The following is a 21572-nucleotide window of genomic DNA, read 5'->3' on the forward strand; positions in this document are numbered from 1 at the left end:
TGGCTTGCTCAGTCGGCGACGAAGGTGCCCTGACCGGCCACGCCGGGCTCGCCGACCGGGCGGGCCTTGCCGCCGGCGAGCGAGACGGTGACGGCGCCGTCGGAGGACATCACGCGCACCGGCGGTGATGCCTTCAGCTCGCGCGTCTGGCCCACGGCCAGGTTGCCCTTGAAGACCTGCTCCCCCGCGCCGTCGCGGACCACGACCTGGGCGCCACCCGACGCGGCACTGACGACGACCGCGACGGGCTCGGCCGGCGGCGCGTTGCCCGCACCCTGCGGTCCGCCGGAGCCGTTGAGGACCGGCGTGGCCCCGCGCAGCTCGGGCGGGGTGTCCATGACCAGCCGGGCGATCGACCACGCGAGCACGAGCGCCATCACGACCGCGACGAGCACCGACCAGTTGGGACCGCCGCGGGTGCCGCGGATCGAGCCGTGGGCGCCGGTGGCCAGCTCGGCCTCGAAGACGCGACGCGGGTTGATGGGCGCGCGGGCGTAGCGCTCGTCGTACGACGCGAGCAGCGGCGCGACGTCGATGCCGAGCACGCGGGCGAGCGTGCGCAGGTGGCCGCGGGCGTAGAAGTCACCGCCGCAGGGCTCGAAGTCGTCGACCTCGACGGCCTCGATGACGTGCGGGCGGATGCGGGTTCGGTCGGCGAGCTGGTCGACGCTCAGGCCCAGCCGGGTGCGGGCCGCGGCCAGCTCCGGGCCGATGACCGGGTCCTCGGCGGGCTCGACCTCGAAGTCGTCGAGCACCAGGGGCTCGACCGGCTCCCCCGGCCGCGCGATCGCACGGACGCGGTCGCCCCACGACTGGGTCTCCTCCACGAGGCTGACGCGACCCGGGCGGCGCAGCTCGCGACCCTCCGGCTCGTCCTCGTCGACGACGACCTCGCGCCGCACCTCCGACCGCCGGGCAGCGCCGGTCTCGCGCAGCGCGGCCGGCGTCGGGCTGGCGACGACGACCGGCTCGGCGGCCTCGACCTCGACCTCCGGCTCGGGCTCGGGCTCCGTGGCCGCCGCGTCCACGGAGCCGGGAGCCTCGACCGGTGCGTCGTCCTCGAACTCGGCGCCCGCCGGCTCGAGGACGACGATCTGGCTGGCGTCGCGGGCGACGCGACCGAGGGCCTCGGTCAGGTCGCCGTCCGCGCCGATGACGCGGGTGGACAGCCCGAGCGGCACGGCGAACGGTGCGCCGTGCAGCAGCCGGGAGATGCTGGTGTGGCGCTTGCCGGTGCCGGTGAGCTCGGCCTCGATCAGCTCGAGGTTGTGCGGCACGACGACCAGGCGGCCGTCGCGCAGCAGCCCCTTCCGCGGCGTGTGCTCGACGTGGTGCACCGCCGTCCACGGCAGACCGCGCCAGGTGCGGCCGAGCCGGATCCGGATGCCCTGGGCGTCGGCCACGAGGAGCGGCGTGCGGGCGTCGACGAGCCCGACGAGCCAGTAGGCACCCAGCAGGCCCATCGCGACCACGAACGCCCAGTCGAGCACGGACCCGGTCCGGGTGGCGCGAGCCAGATAGGCGATGGCGACCGCGGAGGCGGTCAGACCGACACCGGCGGCGACGGCCGCGCTGCGGCGTACCTCCACCGCGTCGGGAGCCACGGTGAGCGACTCGTGCTCCCCCGTCTCGGTCCAGCTGGTGTCGTCGTCGTGGACTGCTGCTTGCATCGACCTGGCGCCCATCAGGCTCCCCCCTCCAACGTGGCGATCACGGAATCGAGCTCGTCCGGCTTGACCAGGACGTCGCGGGCCTTCGAGCCCTCGCTGGGGCCGACGACCCCGCGGCTCTCGAGGATGTCCATCAGCCGGCCCGCCTTGGCGAAGCCGACGCGCAGCTTGCGCTGGAGCATCGAGGTCGAGCCGAACTGCGTGGAGACGATCAGCTCGATGGCCTGCACCACGAGCTCCATGTCGTCCCCGATGTCGTCGTCGAGCTCCCGCTTGGACTCCTTCGGCGCCGTCACGTCCTCGACGTAGGTCGGCTCCAGCTGGTCCTTGCAGTGCTTGACGACCTGGTGGATCTCCGCCTCCGTGACCCACGAGCCCTGGACGCGCACCGGCTTGGACGCCCCCATCGGCAGGAAGAGGCCGTCACCCTGGCCGACCAGCTTCTCGGCACCCGGCTGGTCGAGGATCACGCGGCTGTCGCCCAGCGAGCTCGTCGCGAAGGCGAGCCGGGACGGCACGTTGGCCTTGATCAGCCCGGTCACGACGTCGACGGAGGGCCGCTGCGTGGCGAGCACCAGGTGGATGCCGGCCGCGCGGGCGAGCTGGGTGATGCGGACGACGGAGTCCTCGACGTCGCGCGGCGAGACCATCATCAGGTCGGCCAGCTCGTCGACGATGACGAGGAGGTAGGGGTACGGCGTCAGCGTGCGCTCGCTGCCCGGGGGCACCTCGACCTTGCCGGCCCGCACCGCCTTGTTGAAGTCGTCGATGTGACGGAAGCCGAAGTTGGCGAGGTCGTCGTAGCGCATGTCCATCTCGCGCACGACCCACGCCAGCGCCTCGGCGGCCTTCTTGGGGTTGGTGATGATCGGGGTGATCAGGTGCGGCACGCCCTCGTAGGCGTTGAGCTCCACCCGCTTGGGGTCGACCATGATCATCCGCACCTCGTCGGGCGTGGCCCGCATGAGGATCGAGGTGATCAGCGAGTTGATGAAGCTCGACTTTCCGGAGCCGGTCGCACCGGCGACGAGGAGGTGCGGCATCTTCGCCATGTTGGCCACGACGAAGCCGCCCTCGACGTCCTTGCCGAGCCCGGCGACCATCGGGTGGTGGTCGGAGCGGGCCGTGCCGGACCGGAGCACGTCACCGAGGGAGACGATCTCCTTGTCGGTGTTCGGGATCTCGATGCCGATCGCCGACTTGCCCGGGATCGGGCTGAGGATCCGGACGTCGGCGGACGCGACCGCGTAGGCGATGTTCTTCGACAGCGCGGTGACCTTCTCGACCTTGACCGCGGGGCCGAGCTCGACCTCGTAGCGGGTGACGGTCGGGCCGCGGGTGTAGCCGGTGACGGTCGCGTCGATGCCGAACTCGTCCATCACCTGCATCAGCCGCTCGACGACCGCGTCGCTGGCCTTCGAGCGCGCCTTGTGCGGCGACCCGGGCTTCAGCGCGGAGTTGTCGGGGAGGGAGTAGGTGATGTCGCCCGACAGCGCCAGCTGCTCCACCCGGGCGGGCAGCGGGGTGTGCGGCGGCGGCTCGACCGGACCGGTGTCGTCCTTGACCGCCGCGCCGGCCACGGCCGGCGTGACCTCGGTGGGGGCGTCGGCCGAGGCCTCGCCCGGGGCGAGCGGGTCGGCGAACAGGTCGATCCCGTAGTCCTCCTGGGGCTCGACCTCCTTCTTGCGCCGACGCTTCTTGAGCTCACGGTCGGAGAGGACCGGGCTGTCGTAGGCCGGGTCGCCCATCTCGGGGTCGATGTCGTCGTCGAGCATCGAGCGGCGGCGTGGCCGCACCGGCTTGGTCGGCTCGTCCGCCTCGGCCTCGTCGACCGGGGTGCGGCCCAGCGCCTTGTCGCGGAGCGCGGCAAGCCTGACCGGGATCTGGTAGACGGGCGTGGCGGTGATGATGAGGATGCCGAAGACCGCGAGCAGGACGAGCAGCGGCACCACGACGTACGTCGTCTGCATGAGGTCGAGCAGCAGGCTCGAGGTGACGTAGCCGACCGCGCCGCCGGCCTCCTGCAGGTTGGTGGCGTCGCCCAGCACCGGCTGCGGGTTGCCGTTGGCGATGTGCACGATCCCCAGCAGGCCGAGCGTGAAGGCCGCCCAGCCGATGACCTGCCGGCCGGCGGGCCCGTTGCGCTCCGGGTCCCGCAGCGTGCGCCAGCCGGCGTAGACCAGGAACAGCGGGACGAACCAGCCGACCTTGCCGACCGCGCCGGAGGTCACCGAGCGCGCGAAGTCCATGACGCCACCGGGCAGCTGCCACCACACGGCGGCGGCGACGACCATCGCCAGGCCGAAGAGGAACAGCCCGACGCCGTCGCGGCGGTGCTCGGGGTCGAGGTCGCGGGCGGACTGCCCGATCGACCGCGCCACGGCGCCCACCGCGTGGGCGATGCCGAGCCACACGGCTGCGACGCCGCGCCCGAGCAGGCCGAAGGCCCGCGAGACCGGACCCGGCCCGCTCCTGACGGCACGAGGTGCCGGGCGCGCGCTCGAGCCGCTCCGGCCCTTCGCCGAGGAGCGAGGGGCGGGACGCTTGCTGGTACTCCGTGATCGGGTGCTCGAACCCTTGGTGGTGCGCTTGGATCCAGACGTGCTCGAGCTCCGCGACCCCGGCGGGGAAGACGTACGGGTCGCCATGGTCCGACCCTACGGCCACGTCACACCCGTCACACGGACCACACGAGTGCGTGTCGTGCCGTCGCACCCCCGAGGGGGTCATCCGCCCACCCTCCCTTCCCATTGTCGGACGTCCTACTTAAGGTGAGTCGGGTCACTCGGGCGACGTCTGGTTCCGGGTGCGATCTCGGAAATCGGAGGAATCAGAGTGAAGCTCCTCAACAGAGGACTTGCACTCGCCGTCGTGGGGGCTGGCCTTGCCGCGCTCCCGACGATCGGCGTGCAGGCAGCACCGGCCGCACAGGCCGACCCCAACGGCGTCGCAGCCATGGCCGACCGGGCCAGCGGCGACGTCGCCGTCTCACGGGAGGAGGCGACCGCGAAGGTCGGCTTCATCCGCGTCCAGGGCGACGGAGACCTGCTCCCGTCCGTCGAGGGCGACTCCCTCGGCGCGGCCGAGGACAAGGCCGACGCCTACCTCGACCAGTACGCCGCCAACTTCGGCGCGCGCCCGGCCGAGCTCGTGCGAAGCGACGTCGCGGAGTCCGCGGCCGGCTGGACCGCCACCTACACGCAGACCTACAAGGGCGTCGACGTCTTCGGCTCCATGCTGCGCGTGCAAGTCGACCGCGAGGGCGACCTGACCTCGGTCAACGGCTACGCCGCCCCCGACCTGTCGTTGTCCGTCGAGCCGCGCATCAGCGCGAGCGACGCGGGCGAGCGCGCGGTCGGCCTGGTCCGCGAGGACCCGCCCGCCCACGACGGGGAGGCCGCCGACCTGACCGGCATCGAGCCGAGGACCAGCGAGCTGGTCGTCTACCGCATGGGCGCGACCCGCGGCGAGGCCGGCACGGCGGTGCTCGCCTATCAGGTCGAGGTCACCAACGACGACAACATCCGCGACGCCGTGTTCATCGACGCGCGGACCGGCAAGGCGCTCAACCGCTGGTCGATGGTGCACGACGCCCTCGACCGCGAGCTCTACGAGGCCACCGGCACGCGCACCGCACCGGTGCTGACGCGCGTGTGGAAGGAGGGTGACGCGTTCCCCGGCGCGCTCAACGCCGACCAGCGCAACCTGGTCAACTCGGCCGGCGAGTCCTACTGGCTCTACAAGAACACGTTCGGTCGCGACTCCTACGACGGCGCCGGCGCCACGATGAAGACGGTCAACAACGACCCGCGCATCAGCTGCCCCAACGCCAACTGGAACGGCACCACGACCAACTACTGCAACGGCGTCACGTCCGACGACGTCGTCTCGCACGAGTGGGGCCACGCCTACACCGAGTACACCTCCGGCCTGATCTACCAGTACCAGTCCGGCGCCCTCAACGAGTCCTACTCCGACGTGTGGGGCGAGACGCTCGACCTGATCAACGGGCGCGAGGACGAGAGCGAGAACTTCACCACCAAGCGCGCGGTCGGCGACTGCGACAAGACCGCTCCCCCGGCCGTCGACATGCGGATCACGGCGCCGGCCAGCATCGCGGGGCCGTGCCTCGCCGTGGCCGCGACCGGGGCCAAGCCCTTCACGACGACTCCGGTGACGGCCGACGTGGTCGTCGCGCTCGACGCCGCCAACACCGCCGGCCCGACGACCACCGACGGGTGCTCGGCGTTCACCAACGCCGCAGCGGTCTCGGGCAAGTGGGCCTACGTCGACCGCGGCACCTGCGGCTTCGCCGACAAGGTGGCCAACGCCAAGACCGCCGGCGCGACCGGCATCGTGATCGGCAACAACAACTCCGACATCCCGGCCGGGTTCACCGGCGACCCCGCGCTCTACGGCGTGATGGTCTCGCAGGCCGACGGCGCGAAGTTCAAGAGCGCCACCGTGCCGGTCAAGGTGTCGGTCACCGCCGACGACGTCGCGGCACGCCCCGACACCACCCGCTGGCTGATGGGTGAGAAGTCGACCGCCTTCGGGGGCGCCATCCGCGACATGTGGAACCCCACCTGCTACGGAGACCCGGGCAAGGTGACCGACGCCGAGTACAAGTGCGACCCGACCGGCGCCGACGCAGGCGGCGTGCACAGCAACTCGGGCGTGCCCAACCACGCCTACGCACTCGTCGTCGACGGCGGCACCGTCAACGGCCAGACCGTGACCGGCCTCGGTCTCGACAAGGCCGCCGCCATCTGGTGGCGCGCCCAGACGGCCTACCTGACGCCGCAGTCCAACTTCACCGACGCGGCCAACGCGTTCGAGCAGTCCTGCGCCGACCTGGTCGGCCAGCCGATCAACAAGCTGACGACCGCACCCGGCGCCACGCCGCAGCCGGCGACGCCGATCGTTGCGGGCGACTGTGCCTCGGTCGCGGCCGCGACGGCCGCGACGGAGATGCGCACCGAGCCGGTGAAGTGCAACTTCAAGGCGCTGCTCGCCAAGGACGCCCCCGCCACGTGTGGCGAGGGCTTCACCGAGGACGTCCTGTGGAGCGAGGACTTCGAGGACGGCCTGACCGGCTGGAGCGCGAGCAGCGAGGTCGTCTACGCAGGCGGCATCCACGAGGCGTGGCGCCCGGTGGAATCGGCTCCGGCCGGGACCGGTGCGGCCCACCCGAGCAAGGTGGCGTTCGGCCCGGCTCCGGACGAGGGCAGGTGCGTCGGCAACACGGCGCCGCAGGGTGACTTCTCGAGCCGCGACTCCATCACGGGTCCGGTCGTGCAGCTGCCCGACAGCCTGCGCTCCGCGAAGCTCACCTTCGAGCACTACGTGGCCACCGAGGTCGGCTACGACGGCGGCAACGTGAAGATGAGCGTCAACGGGGGCGCGTTCACCGCCATCCCGGCGGCGGCCTACCTCTACAACAAGCCGACCACCCTCGCCGGCCCGGCCACCAACACCAACCCACTCGCCGGCCAGCCCGGCTTCACGGGCACCGACGGTGGGCAGACCAAGGGCAGCTGGGGCGAGTCGCAGGTCGACATCGCCGCGGCGGGTGCGAAGCCGGGTGACACGGTGCAGCTCCGCTTCGACATCGGTCGCGACGGCTGCGGCGGCAACGAGGGCTGGTACGTCGACAACGTGCAGATCGTCGACTGCAAGCTGGTCACCCGGACCACGGCGGTGCACCGACCCGAGCCGTCCACGTTCGGCACCGCCTCGACCGCCGAGGTGGCGGTGGAGCGTGTCGGATCGGTCGGCGGCTCCCCCGAGGGCACCGTCACGGTGACCGACGCCTCCGGCAAGCAGCTGGGCTCGGCCGCCCTCACCGGCGGCAGGGCCTCGGTCCCGCTGCCCGCCGACCTCCCCGTGGGCGCCAACAAGCTGACCGCCACCTACACCGGCAGCGACTCACTGGCGACCTCCACCGCGGCGTTCACCGCGACGGTGGTCGGCAAGGGCGTCGCCACCTCGACGACGACGGCGAAGGTCAAGCCCGCCAAGCCCCGCTTCAAGCAGGACTTCAAGGTCGTGGTGAAGGTCGCGGCCGCAGGTACGACGCCGACCGGCCGGGTCGTGGTCCGCATCGACGGCACGTCGATGGGGTCCAAGCGCCTCGACGACGGCCGGGTGGTCCTCAAGGTCACCAAGAACCTGAAGGTGGGCAAGCACAAGCTCGTCGCCCGCTACCGGGGTTCGGACACGGTCGAGGGAAGCAGGGACAAGGTGACGTTCAAGGTCGTGCGTCGCTGACCTGACCACCTGCTGACGAGCACCACCAGCAACGGGCGAGGGCCCCGGCGGAGCGATCCGCCGGGGCCCTCCGCTCGCCCGTGCACGCGTCAGACGAGACCCGCGAGCCAGGGCCGCACCACGAGGAGGGTGGGCAGCGCGAGGATGGCCGCCGCGAGCACGGACACGGCGGCCGACTGCCAGGGGTGGGGACGGGTGTCGCGCAGCACCTCGACCCGGGCCGCGAGGGACGACCCGGCCGACCCCAGCGACCCCGCGGGGGCCGGCGACCCGGCCAGGGCGACCAGGGCGGCCAGGAGCGCGCGGCGACCGCTCGTCCGGCTCGCCGCCCGGTCGGCGAGCACCTCGACGAGCACCTCGACCTCGCGGCGCGCGGAGGCGCTGGCGACCCAGCGCGGGAACGCCAGGTGCAGGACCGCGAACGCCTCCAGGACCAGGTCGTGGCGGGCGCGCAGGTGGGAGCGCTCGTGCTCCAGCACGGCGCTCAGCTCCGCCGGCGCCAGGCGGGTCAGCGTCGAGCGGGAGACGACGATGCGGGAGCCGCTCATGCCGGGCACGCAGTAGGCCACCGGCACGTCGTGATCGAGGACCGAGACGCCTCCGTCCACCTCGGCGACGAGGTCGACCCGCTCGCGGTGCAGGCGCCGCATCCGACGCAGCGAGGTGCCGGTGCGGTGCCCGCTCACCAGGAGGCGGGCCAGCACCACCACGGTGACCGCGGCCGCGAGGCCGGCCACGACGACGTCGCCAGTGCCGGCCGGGTCCTCCCAGAGGCGGGCGGTCACCAGCGACAGCCCGGCGCCGAGGGCGGCGAGCACGGAGGCCAGCGCCGTGCTCTGCCACAGCACCATCGCGGCGGCCGGCGTGCGACGCAGGCCGGTCCAGCGCGAGAGCACCCATGGCAGCGGACCGGCCAGCAGCACGGCGAGCACGCCGAGCACTGCGGGGGTCGGCATCGCGGCGGTGCCGTCGGTCAGGACAGGTCGGCGAGGGCGCGTCGCAGGGCCGCGAGGTCCTCCTCGCTGGCCTCCCCCACGAACGACACCAGGGCCTGCTCGCGATCGTCCCGGGTGCCCTCGAGCGCCTCGTGCATGAGCTCGGCGGTCATCGCGGCCCGGGTGAGCCGTGGCGCGTAGCGGAACGCGCGCCCGTCGCGCTCGCGGACGACGACGTCCTTGCGGGCCAGGCGGTCGAGCACGGTCATCACGGTCGTGTAGGCCAGGTCGCGGCCATCGTGCCCGTGGAGCCTCTCGTGCACGGCGCGCCCACTGGCGCCCGGACGCTCGGGGTCGCTGCCCTCGAGGTCCCACAGCGCCTCGAGGACGGCCTGCTCGAGCTCTCCCATCCGGGACCTTGGACTCATGGAACTGGAGTCTAGAGGCCCTGACCACGGAACTACGACACGGAGTAGTATCTACTACGCTGTGTAGTAATTCCTTCGCCGAAAGGGTCCCATGGACGTCCTCGACATCGCCCGGTGGCAGTTCGGGATCATCACCGTCTACCACTTCCTGTTCGTGCCGCTGACGATCGGGTTGACGGCGGTCATCGCCGGCCTCGAGACGGCGTGGGTGCGCACCGGCAAGGAGGACTACCTCCGGCTGACGAAGTTCTTCGGCAAGCTCTTCCTCATCAACTTCGCCATCGGCGTCGTCACCGGGATCGTGCAGGAGTTCCAGTTCGGGATGAACTGGTCCGACTACTCGCGCTTCGTCGGTGACGTCTTCGGCGCCCCGCTGGCCGTGGAAGGACTCCTGGCCTTCTTCCTCGAGTCCACCTTCCTCGGCCTCTGGATCTTCGGCTGGGACAAGCTGCCCCGCGGGGTGCACGCCGCCTGCATGTGGCTCGTCCACCTCGGCACGCTCGCGTCGTCGTGGTTCATCCTGGCCGCCAACTCGTGGATGCAGCACCCGGTCGGCTACCGCTACAACCCGGAGTCCGGTCGCGCCGAGCTGACCGACTTCTGGGCGGTGATGTTCAACAAGGTCCAGGTCGTGACGTTCCCGCACGTGATCTTCGCGGCCTACATGACGGCGGGCACGTTCGTGCTCGGGGTCGCGGCCTACCTCTACATGCGCAAGAAGCACGAGGCCGACCGGCCGATGTACCACCGAGCCATCCGCATCGGCGCGGTCATCACGCTGCTCGCCGGGATCGGCGTCGCCGTCACCGGCGACCTGCAGGGCAAGGTGATGACCGAGGTCCAGCCGATGAAGATGGCGGCGGCCGAGGGCCTCTACGAGTCCAGCGACGGCTGCGCGCCGTTCTCCGTCTTCACCATCGGCACACCCGACGGGAAGGAGGAGAAGTTCGCCGTCACCGTCCCCTGCCTGCTGTCGTTCCTCGGCACCGGCTCCTTCGACGGAACCGTCGAGGGCATCAACCCCCTGCGGGAGGAGTACGCCGAGACGTACGGCTCCGACCCGACGTCGAAGGCCTACACCGCGGGCGACTACACCCCGGTGATCCCGGTGACCTACTGGTCGTTCCGCTTCATGATGGGACTCGGCTTCTTCGCCGCGGCCGGTGCGGCCCTCATCCTGTGGCTGACGCGCAAGGGACGCACGCCCGGGGTGCGCTGGCTCGGCGTCCTCGGCCTCAGCCTGCCGATCGCCACGACCCTGGCGTCGTCGTGGGGCTGGATCTTCACCGAGATGGGCCGGCAGCCGTGGGTCGTGTTCGGCCTGATGACCACCGAGTCCGGGGTCTCGCCCGGCGTCTCGGTCTTCGAGGCCGCGACGTCGCTGGTCGTGCTGACCTCGCTCTACGCCCTGCTCGCGGTGATCGAGGTCAAGCTCCTCGTCACCTACATCAACAAGGGCGCCGAGCCCTACCAGGAACCGCCCCGCGTCAAGGTCGGCGGCTCCGACGACGAGGACGCCCCGCTCACCTTCGCCTACTGACCCGCGCTTCCCTGACCACGAGAGAGACCAGAGAGACACCATGGAACTGACCACCGTCTGGTTCGCCCTGATCGCCGTGCTGTGGGTCGGCTACTTCTGCCTCGAGGGCTTCGACTTCGGCGTCGGCATGCTGCTGCCGGTGCTGAGCCGCAACGAGACCGAGCGGCGCGTCATGATCAACACCATCGGCCCGGTGTGGGACGGCAACGAGGTGTGGGTGCTCGTGGCGGGCGGTGCCACGTTCGCCGCCTTCCCCGAGTGGTACGCCACCCTCTTCAGCGGGTTCTACCTGCCGCTGCTGCTGATCCTCGTGGCCCTCATCGTGCGCGGGCTCTCGTTCGAGTACCGCCACAAGCGCGAGGACGACACCTGGAAGGGACGGTGGGACCTCGCGATCATCTGGGGCTCGTTCGTGCCGGCGCTGCTGTGGGGCGTCGCCTTCGCCAACATCGTCGCCGGCGTGCCGATCGACGCCGACAAGGAGTTCACCGGCACCCTCCTCACGCTGCTCAACCCCTACGGCCTCCTCGGCGGCCTGGTCACGCTGACCCTCTTCGCCACCCACGGCGCGATGTTCGTCGCGCTCAAGACCGACGGCGACATCCGCCACCGCGCCCGCGACCTCGCGGTGCGGATCGGCGCCGTGGCCGCCCTGCTGGCCGTGGTGTTCCTGGCGTGGACGCAGGCGAAGACCGGCACCGCCGCGTCGGCGCTCGTCTTCGTCGTCGCTGCGCTGTCGCTGGTCGGCGGCCTGCTCGCGGCGACGCGCGGCCGGGAGGGCTGGGCGTTCGTCGGCACGTTCGTGACGATCGGCCTCGCCGTCATCGGCCTGTTCGTGGCGCTGTTCCCCGACGTGATGCCGTCGACGACCGACCCGGCCTTCTCACTGACCACCACCAACGCGGCAGCGACGGCGTACACCCTGAAGGTGATGACGTGGGTCGCGGTCGTCTTCACCCCGATCGTCCTCGGCTACCAGGCGTGGACCTACTGGGTCTTCCGCAAGCGGATCGCGGTGCACCACATCCCGACGCCGGTCCTCGCGGACGCCAGGTGAGGCCGCTCGACCCGGCGGTCTGGCCGCACCTCCGTCCCGCGCGCGGCGCCCTGGCCCTCGTCGTCACCGGCGGGGTCGTCGGTGGCCTGGCGACGGTGGCGCAGGCCTTCGCCCTGGGGGCGCTCGTGGTGGCGGCGGTCACCCCGCCGGACGGCGGCTGGGCGGGCCCCGCGTGGGCGTTCGCCGGACTGGTGCTGCTGCGGACCGCGGCGGCCCACGTCGGCCAGCGGGCGGCGGCACGTGCGGCCGGTCAGGTCTCCGGCGCGCTGCGGCAGCGGCTCCTCGAGGCCGCACGCCGCAGCGACGACGTGTCGCCCGCCCGGCTGGTCGTGCTGGCGACCCGCGGCGTCGCCGGGGTCGAGCCCTACGTCACCCGCTACGTCCCCGCGCTCGTCCCGGCCGCCGTGCTGCCTCTCGTCGCGCTCGCCGCGATCACGTGGCTGGACCCGCTCTCCGGGCTCGTCGTCGCCCTGACGCTGCCGCTCGTGCCCGTCTTCGCCGTCCTCGTCGGGCTCACCACCCGCGACCGTGCCCGCACGCAGTGGCGCGCGCTCGAGGCCCTGTCGGGACACTTCCTCGACGTCGTGCGCGGGCTGCCCACCCTGGTCGCGCACCGACGCGCCGAGGCACAGGTCGACACCATCCGGTCCGTCACGCACCGCTACCGCCGTGCGACCGTCGAGACCCTCAAGGTGGCCTTCGCCTCCTCGTCGGTGCTGGAGCTCGTCGCGACGCTGTCCGTCGCGCTCGTGGCAGTGACGGTCGGCCTGCGCCTCGCGTCGGGCAGCATCGGCTTCGAGGTCGCGCTGACGGTGCTGCTGCTGGCTCCCGAGGCGTACTGGCCGCTGCGCCGCGTGGGCGCGGAGTTCCACGCCGCAGCCGAGGGCACCGCCGCCCTGGCCGACGCCGACGACCTCCTGGCCCGGGCGGGGTCCGTCGAGCACGGCACCGCGCTACCCACGGCGAGCGGCCTCACGCTGCGCGGGCTGGAGATCGGCCACGCCCCCTGCGCCGCCCTGACCCGCCCCGTCGACCTCGAGCTGCCCGACCGCGGCCTGGTGGCCGTCGCGGGGCCCTCCGGCTGCGGCAAGTCGACGCTGCTGGCCACGCTGCGCGGGGAGCTGCCGCCCGTGGGCGGCGACGTGCTGCTCGGCGGCACCCCGCTGGGCGACCTCGACCCCGCCTGGTGGCGCAGCCTGGTCGGGTGGGCACCCCAGCGGCCGTGGCTGCTGGCCGACACCGTCGCCGCCAACGTCCGGCTCGGACGTCCCTCGGCCGGCGACGACGAGGTCTGGGAGGCCCTGCGCAGCGTGGGTCTGGACGACGTCGTACGGGCCCTCCCCCACGGCGCCGACACGCCGCTCCGGGAGGACGGTGCCGGGTTGTCCGCGGGCCAGCGGGCCCGCGTCGCGCTGGCGCGCGTCGTGCTCGCCGGCCGTCCGGTGGTCCTGCTCGACGAGCCGAGCGCCCACCTCGACGAGGAGACCGAGCAGGTCCTCCTCGACACCCTGGCCCTGCTCGCGCGGCGCAGCCTGGTGGTCGTCGTGGCCCACCGGCCGGCCGTCCTGGCGGCCGCCGACCGCGTGGTGGAGCTGGTGCCCGCCGCCCGTGCGACGGCGGAGGACACCACGCCGGCCGTCGCGGCCGTCGTACGCCCCGACCGTCCGGCCGCCGCCGCGGTCGTCCCGGCCGAGGACGACGGGCCGGACCCCCGGTGGGGCATGCGGACCGCGACCCTCCTCGGCGCCCTGTCCACGGCGTCCGGCGTCGCGCTCACCGCGACCGCGGGATGGCTCATCACCCGGGCCAGCGAGCAGCCGCCCGTGCTCTACCTCATGGTGGCCATCGTCGGGGTCCGCCTCTTCGGTCTCGCCCGGCCGGTGCTGCGGCACGCCGAGCGGGTGCTGAGCCACGACGTCGTCCTCCGCGAGCTGGCCGAGCGCCGGGCGAGGGTGTTCGCCGACCTCGTCCCGCTGGTCCCCGGCCGTCTCGGCCCGCGTCGCGGCGACCTGCTCACCGGTGTCGTCGACGACGTCGACGCCCTCCTCGACGACCGCCTGCGCGTGCGCCAGCCACTCGTCACCGCGGCGCTCGTCGGCCTCGGCGCCGCGCTGCTCACCGCCCTCGTCGTCCCGGTCGCAGGCGCCGTCGTGCTCGTGGTCGCCGGTGCCGGGGCACTCTCCTTCCTGCTCGCCCGTCGGGGCACCGCCGCCGCCGAGCCGCTCGTCGTCACCCACCGCGCGCGGCTCGGGACCCGGGTCGAGGAGCTCGCGCACGGCCTGCGCGAGCTCGAGCAGTGGGGCGCGACGGACCGGGCGCTCGACGCCGTCGACGAGGAGTCGGCAGCGCTCGCGCGGGCCGTACGACGATCCGCCCGCGCCGTCGCGGCGGGTGCCGCCCTGACCAGTGTCGCGGCGGGACTGGGCGTCGTCGCCATGGCCGCGCTGGTCGACCCTGCCGCCACCTCCCCCGCCCTGCTGGCCCTGCTGCTGCTGGTGCCGCTCGCCCTGGTCGACGCCATCGGCGGGCTGGCCGACGCCGGCGCCCTGTCGGTGCGCGCCCGTGCCGCCCGTGAGCGCCTCGACCGGCTCGTCGTCACGCCCCCGGCGGTGAGCGACCCCGCCTCTCCCCTGCCGCTGCCGGACGGGCACGGCGTGGTCGTGCACGACGCCGAGCTGGGCTGGACCGACCGGCCGGTGCTGGCGATCGACCACCTCGTCCTGCGCCCGGGCGAGCACCTCGGCGTCACCGGTCCGTCCGGGTCCGGGAAGTCCACCCTCGCCGCCACCCTCGTGCGCTTCGTCGACCCGGTCAGCGGGGAGGTCCTGCTCGGCGGGACGGACCTGCGGCGGCTCGCGCTCGACGACGTACGCCGCACGGTCGGGCTCGTCGACGACGACCCGCACGTGTTCGCCTCGACGGTCGCCGAGAACGTCCGGCTCGCCCGGCCGGATGCTGACGACGACGCGGTCCGCGCGGCGCTGGACCGCGCGTGCCTGGGCCCGTGGGTGGACGCCCTGCCCGCCGGCATCCACACCCACGTCGGGGCCGGCCGCCGCGAGGTGTCCGGCGGCGAGCGTGCCCGCCTGGCGCTGGCCCGATCGCTGCTGGCCGACCCGCCCGTGCTGGTGCTCGACGAGCCCACGGCCCATCTCGACGGGCCCACCGCGAGGGCCGTCGCCGACGAGATGCTCGACTCGGCGGCCCGGGTCGGCCGGTCGATCCTGTGGATCACCCACGGGACGGTCGGGCTCGACGCGATGGACCGGGTCGTGCACCTCGAGGCGGGGACCGACCCCTCGGTCAGTCGGCCTGCTCTCGCGGCGAGCGCAGCGGAAGCGTGAACCTGAACGTGCTCCCCTGACCCAGCTCGGACGACACCGACAGCGTCCCGCCGTGGGACTCGGCGATCCGCTGCGCGATCGGCAGCCCGAGTCCGGTGCCGGGCACGGAGAGGGCGTTCGGGTTGGTGGAGCGGTGGAACGCGGAGAACACGTGCTGCTGGTCGGCCGTCGAGATCCCGATGCCGGTGTCGCTGACCTCGACGCTCACCTCGTCGCCACCGACGGTCATCGCCACGGAGACCGACCCGTCCTCGGGGGTGTACTTCACGGCGTTGTCGACCATGTTGTCGATCACGCGGGCCAGCTCCTCGGGGTCGCCGAAGACCACCACGGGCGTGACCTCCGGCCGGTCGAAGTGGAGCCGGACACCTGCCTGCTTCGCCCGGATGCTGAGCAGGTCGACGCTGGCCTCGCACAGCTCGACCATGTCCACGGCCCGCCGCACGGTCTCGCGCCTGCCCTGGATCCGCGAGTAGTGCAACAGGTTGGCGACGAGGTTGTTGAGCCGGCCGGCGTTGCGGATGATCGCGTCGATCGAGGAGAGGTCGGGATAGCGGTCGGCGATGAGCTCGGCGTGGCCGAGGATCGCGGTGAGCGGGGTCTTGAGCTCGTGGGAGATGGTCGCGATCAGCTCGCTGCGGTAGCGGGCGAGCTCGCGCAGCTCCTGCACGAGGCGCTGCTCGGTCTCCAGGACGCGCGAAGCCCGCACGGTCTGGGCGAGCAGCCGGCTCACCTCGAGGACCGCATCGGCCTCGTTGGCCGTCACGGACCTGGCGTGGCGGGCGAACCCCAGCACGAGGTAGCCCACCAGGTCGTCCTGGGAGACCAGCGGCGAGACCAGCGCGCGGTCCACACGCATCCCGCGCATCAGCTCCTGCATCCGGGCGGCGCTGCGGGGCAGCTGCGGCGAGGACGGGTCGTCGACACCCAGCTCGATCAGCACGGGGAGCTCCTCGAGGCGGGTGAGGTCCTCACGGATCTCGGGCACCTCGTGCTCGGAGGTGAACGCGTACGGCGTCCCGACGCCGAGCTGGCTGCCCTGCGCGTCGGTCGGGAAGGTCCGCACCACCGTCTGCACGGTGCCGAGCGACTCGGCGACGGCCACCACGGCCGCACCGAGCGTCTGGGAGAGGTTCTGCGCGGTCGCGGCGCCGGCGACCGTGGTGAGCATCCGGTCGAGGCGCACGCGGTCAGTGAGCCGCTCGCGCTCGCGGGCGTTCGACAGCGCCACGCCCGCCTGCACCGCGAACATCTCGAGCAGCTCGCGGTCGGCCTCGTCGGGCACCCTGCCGTCGGCGGGCAGGTCGACCGCCATGTTGCCGAGGAGCTCGCCGGCGGCTGAGTAGAGCGGCGCGTAGAGGGCGTGCTCGGGGTGCCAGGCGTCCGGGTCACCCGTGGGCTGGAACTCGGGGACCCAGGCGGCCTGCAGCCGTGCCGCCGACATCCGCCCGGCGGGGACGAAGCGGAGGATGCCCCACTTGTCGGCCTCGCGGAACTCGTCGAGGATCTGCTCGGCCGGGGTGCGGCGGTGGAGGATCTGCGCGACCACCTCGGGCGGGCCGGCGACGTTGGTCATGACCAGGACGTCGCCCTCGAGCCGGGCGATCGCGGCGACGCCGTAGCCCAGCACGTCCACGACGCCGTGGGCGATCTCCTCCAGGATCACCTCGGTGTCGGTGGAGGAGTTGACGCGTCGCATCAGCTCCGCCAACCGGCTCAGCGCGCCCTGGCTGCGCGGCATGTCCACCTCCCCACCCAGGCCCGACGGCCCCACTCCTGCTGGTCCCGCCGTCCCGCGTCGATGCTAGGGCCGTCAGGCCTCGATCACCACAGGAATGATCATCGGACGGCGGCGGTGGGCGCGGTTGACCCAGCGGCCCACCACCCGGCGGACCGTCTGCTGCAGCTGGTAGCTGTCGTTGGTGCCGTCGGCGACGGCGGCGTCGATCGCGTCGATGATCGGCTGGCGGATCTCGGCGAACGTCGACTCGTCCTCGGCGAAGCCACGCGCGTGGATCTCCGGCCCGGAGACGACCTTGCCGGTCACGGAGTCGACGACCACGATGACCGAGAGGAAGCCCTCCTCGCCGAGGATCCGGCGGTCCTTCATCGACGCCTCCGACACGTCGCCGATGGTGGTGCCGTCGACGAAGACGTAGCCGACCTCGACCTTGCCGGTCACCTTGGCGACGCCGTCGACCAGGTCGACCACCACGCCGTCCTCGGCGAGCACGACGTTCTGCACACCGGTCGCGCGGGCGAGGTCGGCGTTGGCCCGCATGTGGCGGACCTCGCCGTGCACCGGCATCACGTTGCGGGGCTTGACGATGTTGTAGCAGTAGAGCAGCTCGCCGGCGCTGGCGTGGCCGGACACGTGGACGAGCGCGTTGCCCTTGTGGACGACATTGGCGCCGAGGCGGGCCAGGCCGTTGATCACCCGGTAGACGGCGTTCTCGTTGCCCGGGATCAGCGAGCTGGCGAGGACGACGGTGTCGCCCTCCTCGAGGTGCACGAAGTTGTGGCTGCGCTGGGCGATCCGGCTCAGCGCCGACATCGGCTCGCCCTGCGAGCCGGTCGAGATCAGCACCTGCTTGTGGGGCGGCAGGTCGGCGAGCTCCTTGGCCTCGACCATCACGCCGGGGGGGACGGTGAGGTAGCCCAGCTCCTGCGCGATGGCCATGTTGCGCACCATCGAGCGGCCGACGTAGCCGACCTTGCGGCCGTGGGCCACCGCGACGTCGAGCACCTGCTGGACGCGGTGCACGTGGGAGGCGAAGCAGGCCACGATGATGCGCTGGTCGCTCTTGGCGAAGACCCCCTCGAGGACGGGCGAGATGTCCTTCTCCGAGGTGGTGAAGCCGGGGACCTCGGCGTTGGTGGAGTCGGTGAGGAACAGGTCGACGCCCTCGTCGCCGAGGCGGGCGAACTCGTTGAGGTCGGTGATCCGACCGTCGAGCGGGAGCTGGTCCATCTTGAAGTCGCCGGTGTGCAGCACGACGCCCGCACCGGTGCGGATCACGACCGCGAGCGCGTCGGGGATCGAGTGGTTGACCGCGACGAACTCGAGCACGAACGGCCCGAAGGTGATCGTCTGGCCCTCGGCCACCTCGTAGTGGACCGTCTCCTTGAGGCGGTGCTCGCGGAGCTTGGAGCCCAGCAGCGCCAGGGTCAGCTTGGACCCGACGAGCGGGATGTCGCCGCGCTCGCGCAGGAGGTAGGGCGTGGCGCCGATGTGGTCCTCGTGGCCGTGGGTCAGCACCAGCGCCTCGACGGCGTCGAGGCGGTCCCGGATGGGCTCGAAGTCGGGGAGGATCAGGTCCACGCCGGGGTGGTGGTCCTCGGGGAACAGCACGCCGCAGTCGACGAGCAGCAGCCGGCCGTCGTACTCGAACGCGGTCATGTTGCGACCCACCTCGCCCAGCCCACCGAGCGGGATGACCCGGAGGCCTCCGGCCGGGAGGGGGGCGGGCACGCTCAGGTCGGGGTGGGGATGGCTCAAGGTATTCCTCGGGTTCGGTGTCAGTGGTTCAGATGAGGCCGGCGGCAGCCAGGCCCGTGCGGAGCGCGGCGACCTCGTGGTCGTCGAGCGCGACGAGCGGTCCGCGCACGCGGCGGTTGTCGAGCACCCCGAGCAGCTCGAGGGCTGCCTTGGCGGTGGTGGCTCCGTAGTTGGGGACGCCCATCACGGCGTCGAAGGCCGGGAGGAGCGTCGTGTGGATGCGCAGGGCCTCGGCGTGGTCGCCGCGGACCCAGGCGTCGATCATCGACGCCAGCTGGTCGCCCGCGGCGTGCGCCGCGACCGAGACGAGCCCGACGCCGCCGTAGGCGAGGTAGCCCAGGGTGGCGACGTCGTCGCCGGAGTAGACGGCGTAGCCCATGTCGACGAGCTGGGCCGTGCGCGGCAGCAGGCCGGAGGCATCCTTGACCGACGTGACGTGGTCGTAGCCACGCATCGCCTCGTAGGTCTCGAGCTCGATGAGGCTCGCCGTGCGGCCGGGGACGTCGTAGAGCATGACGGGGAGGTCGGTCGCCTCGGCCACCGAGGCGAAGTGGTGGCGCAGGCCGACCTGGCCGGGCTTGTTGTAGTAGGGACTGACGAGCAGCACGCCGTCGACGCCGATCTTCTCCGCCTGGCGGGCCAGCTCGACCGAGTGGGCGGTGGCGTTGGTGCCGACTCCCGCGATGACGCTCGCGCGGTCGCCGACCGCGTCCTGCACGGCGCGGAGGATCTCGCCGTCCTCGGCCACCGAGGTGGTGGGGCTCTCCCCTGTCGTCCCGCTGACGACGACCCCGTCGTTGCCGTGCTCGACGAGGTGCACCGCGATCCGCGCGGTGCTCTCGAGGTCGACGCTGCCGTCCTCGTGGAACGCGGTGGCCATCGCGGTGAGGAGGCGGCCGAACGGGACGTCGATGCTCGTACTCGCTTCGCTCCGCTCGCTCATGGTCGAAGGTTATCGCCCCTCGTCCCTCGCACCGTCGTCGCCGAGCCGCGGGCCGGTGTCGGAGGGCTGGTCTACGGTCGCCGCATGGCGTACGACGAGGAGCTGGCGCAGCGGATCCACGACCTGCTCGAGCGGGAGCCGGGCGTGACGTCGAGGAAGATGTTCGGCGGGCTCGGCTTCATGGTCGACGGCCACATGGCGGTCGCGGCGGGCAGCCAGGGCTCGCTGATGGTGCGGGCCGACCCGGCCGACGCCGAGGCGTGGGTCGACGGCGAGAGCGTGAATCCGATGGAGATGCGCGGCCGGCCCATGACAGGGTGGCTGCTCGTCGCCCCGGAGGCGCTCGTCGACGACGAGCAGCTCCAGCTCTGGGTCGACCGCGGCGTGGGACACGCCCGCAGCCTGCCTCCCAAGGAGACGTAGTGCCCGACCTGGACCTGCCCGACTGGCTCACGAGCGACCAGCGGGCGAGGCTGGTGCGGCTGGCCGAGCGCAACGTCGCCGACCACGGTGACGACCTCCTCGGGCTCGTGCTGAGCGGGTCCGCGGGTCGAGGGTTCGCCACCGAGCGCTCCGACCTCGACGTGGTCGTCGTGCTGTCGGACGAGGCCGCGGCAGGGCGGGAGTCGACCCACTCCCCCGACGTCGACGAGGCGGTCGACTCCTGGAGCGAGCTGCTCACGGTCCCGCCGTTCGGGACCGAGCACTGGTGGTACCGCTGGACCTACGCGTGGGCCCCGGTGCTGCTCGACCGCACGGGCGGAGAGCTCGCCGGTGCCGTCCGCCGCCAGGCCACGGTGGGGCCCGACGAGGCCGACGGCATCCTGATCGAGCACGACCGGCTCGACGGGTGGCTCAACTTCGCCTACCGCACGCTCAAGAACGACCGCGACGGCCGTGGGCTGGAGACGCGGCTCGACGCGGCCGAGTCGGTCCCGTGGCTGCTCGACGTGGTCTTCACGATGGCGGGCCGGGTGCGCCCCTACAACAAGTACCTCGCCTGGGAGCTCCGCAACCACCCGCTCGACGGCTGGCCGGCCGACGACCTCCTGGGGCTCGTCCGGCGCACGCTCGAGGGTGATGTCAGCGCGATCCGCGAGACCTTCGCCCGGGTGCGCGCGGCCTGCTCGTCGTACGACACGTCCCGCGGCCACACCCGCACGACCGACATGGTCGAGGGGTGGGGCGAGGAGCTCCGGCTGTTCGAGCCCCGCTGACCTCAGGCCCCGCGGGCCGTCGCCCGGATGACGGGCAGCACGTGGTGCTCGAGCATCGGCGCGAGGTCGTCGGGGTGGTCGTGCAGCGGCGTCCACCGGACCTCCGCGATCTCGGCGGACGCGACCGGGTCGGCGTCGGACTCCACCCAGAACACGGTCGAGTGCAGCGAGTGCCCGGGCTCGTTGGCGGCCTCGGAGAGGAACTCCCCGAGCAGGGTCGCCGACTCGATCTCGAGGCCGACCTCCTCGTAGGTCTCCCGGAGCGCCGCGTCCCGCGCCGACTCACCCGGCTCGAGCTTGCCGCCGACCAGCATGAACCGCTCGGTGCCCCGCTTGCGCACGGTCAGCACGTGCCCGTCGCGCACGAGCGCGACGGCCGCGACGACGATGTGCCTGTCACGGTCGACCTCCATGGGCCGAGGATCTCAGGTGGCCGCGGACAGCACGCAGCCACCCTGACCGGGGCTTACCCGGCGGGTGGCTGCGTGGTGCTGCTCGCTGGTCCGTCAGCCGCCTCTCGGCGAAGGGCCGCTCGTAGCGGCGAAGGGTGAGGCCCGGGGGCATGAATGCGGAGCCAGCTGTCCTCCCCAACGGCGACCGGGGCGGGTTCATTCCCGCCGGTCCGGGATGACCCGCGTCACGGGTCAAGGGCTGTCACGCTGCGCCCGC

The 21572-nt window shown here is 72.6% G+C and carries 14 protein-coding genes; 6 read left to right on the top strand and 8 right to left on the bottom strand.

What is annotated here, in order from left to right; all coding sequences use genetic code 11:
- Window positions 1-8: 8 nt before the first annotated feature.
- The gene (locus NYO98_RS08405) at window positions 9-1685 is read right to left on the bottom strand and encodes a helix-turn-helix domain-containing protein (RefSeq protein ID WP_268111140.1); all 1677 of its coding nucleotides are present in this window, start codon (window positions 1683-1685) and stop codon (window positions 9-11) included.
- Window positions 1685-4318 (bottom strand): FtsK/SpoIIIE family DNA translocase, encoded by a 2634-nt coding sequence (locus NYO98_RS08410; protein ID WP_268111141.1) that lies wholly within the window; start codon window positions 4316-4318, stop codon window positions 1685-1687. Before NYO98_RS08410 ends, NYO98_RS08405 begins: the two co-directional genes overlap by 1 nt.
- A 223-nt stretch (window positions 4319-4541) precedes the next feature.
- On the opposite strand from NYO98_RS08410, the gene NYO98_RS08415 reads away from it, so the two are divergent.
- Window positions 4542-7940 (top strand): M4 family metallopeptidase, encoded by a 3399-nt coding sequence (locus NYO98_RS08415; RefSeq protein WP_268111142.1) that lies wholly within the window; start codon window positions 4542-4544, stop codon window positions 7938-7940.
- A gap of 89 nt (window positions 7941-8029) precedes the next feature.
- On the opposite strand, the gene NYO98_RS08420 is transcribed toward NYO98_RS08415, so the two are convergent.
- Window positions 8030-8896, bottom strand: a complete 867-nt coding sequence (locus NYO98_RS08420; protein ID WP_268111143.1) for a M56 family metallopeptidase — start codon at window positions 8894-8896, stop codon at window positions 8030-8032.
- A 17-nt stretch (window positions 8897-8913) separates the two neighbouring features.
- Window positions 8914-9303: a BlaI/MecI/CopY family transcriptional regulator gene (locus tag NYO98_RS08425; RefSeq protein WP_268111144.1), complete on the bottom strand. Its 390-nt coding sequence runs from the start codon at window positions 9301-9303 to the stop codon at window positions 8914-8916.
- Window positions 9304-9394: 91 nt separating this feature from the next.
- On the opposite strand from NYO98_RS08425, the gene NYO98_RS08430 reads away from it, so the two are divergent.
- Genes NYO98_RS08430 through cydD form a run of 3 tightly spaced genes read left to right on the top strand, consistent with a single transcriptional unit; the run spans window position 9395 to window position 15244 of the window.
- Complete coding sequence (locus tag NYO98_RS08430) at window positions 9395-10843, top strand: cytochrome ubiquinol oxidase subunit I (RefSeq protein ID WP_268111145.1); 1449 nt, start codon at window positions 9395-9397, stop codon at window positions 10841-10843.
- 40 nt (window positions 10844-10883) lie between these two features.
- Window positions 10884-11900 (top strand): cytochrome d ubiquinol oxidase subunit II, encoded by a 1017-nt coding sequence (gene cydB / locus NYO98_RS08435; RefSeq protein WP_268111146.1) that lies wholly within the window; start codon window positions 10884-10886, stop codon window positions 11898-11900.
- Window positions 11897-15244: a thiol reductant ABC exporter subunit CydD gene (cydD, locus tag NYO98_RS08440; protein WP_268111147.1), complete on the top strand. Its 3348-nt coding sequence runs from the start codon at window positions 11897-11899 to the stop codon at window positions 15242-15244. Before cydB ends, cydD begins: the two co-directional genes overlap by 4 nt.
- Here the strand turns inward: cydD and NYO98_RS08445 are convergent.
- From NYO98_RS08445 to dapA, 3 genes are all read right to left on the bottom strand, one after another.
- Entirely contained in the window at window positions 15204-16985 is a 1782-nt protein-coding gene (locus tag NYO98_RS08445; RefSeq protein ID WP_268111148.1) for a GAF domain-containing sensor histidine kinase, read from the bottom strand. The two genes, cydD and NYO98_RS08445, sit on opposite strands and share 41 nt — an antisense overlap.
- Window positions 16986-17057: 72 nt before the next feature.
- Window positions 17058-18743, bottom strand: coding sequence for a ribonuclease J (locus tag NYO98_RS08450; protein WP_268111149.1), 1686 nt, complete (start codon window positions 18741-18743; stop codon window positions 17058-17060).
- Window positions 18744-18771: 28 nt separating this feature from the next.
- A complete protein-coding gene (gene dapA / locus NYO98_RS08455) occupies window positions 18772-19686 on the bottom strand; it encodes a 4-hydroxy-tetrahydrodipicolinate synthase (protein WP_268111150.1) in 915 nt (304 codons plus the stop codon).
- Window positions 19687-19770: 84 nt separating this feature from the next.
- Here dapA and NYO98_RS08460 point away from each other — a divergent pair, with 84 nt between their 5' ends.
- Together NYO98_RS08460 and NYO98_RS08465 are read left to right on the top strand one after the other, a co-directional pair.
- Entirely contained in the window at window positions 19771-20109 is a 339-nt protein-coding gene (locus NYO98_RS08460) for a TfoX/Sxy family protein (protein WP_268111152.1), read from the top strand.
- Entirely contained in the window at window positions 20109-20903 is a 795-nt protein-coding gene (locus NYO98_RS08465) for a nucleotidyltransferase domain-containing protein (RefSeq protein WP_268111153.1), read from the top strand. Before NYO98_RS08460 ends, NYO98_RS08465 begins: the two co-directional genes overlap by 1 nt.
- A gap of 2 nt (window positions 20904-20905) precedes the next feature.
- Here the strand turns inward: NYO98_RS08465 and NYO98_RS08470 are convergent, their stop codons facing one another.
- Window positions 20906-21316 carry an NUDIX hydrolase gene (locus NYO98_RS08470; RefSeq protein ID WP_268111154.1) on the bottom strand — a complete coding sequence of 137 codons (411 nt, stop codon included), beginning with the start codon at window positions 21314-21316 and terminating at the stop codon, window positions 20906-20908.
- Between the last annotated feature and the right edge of the window lie 256 nt (window positions 21317-21572).

Origin of the sequence: Nocardioides pini, from assembly GCF_026712185.1 — a bacterium.
GTDB classification, from domain to species: Bacteria; Actinomycetota; Actinomycetes; order Propionibacteriales; family Nocardioidaceae; genus Nocardioides; species Nocardioides pini.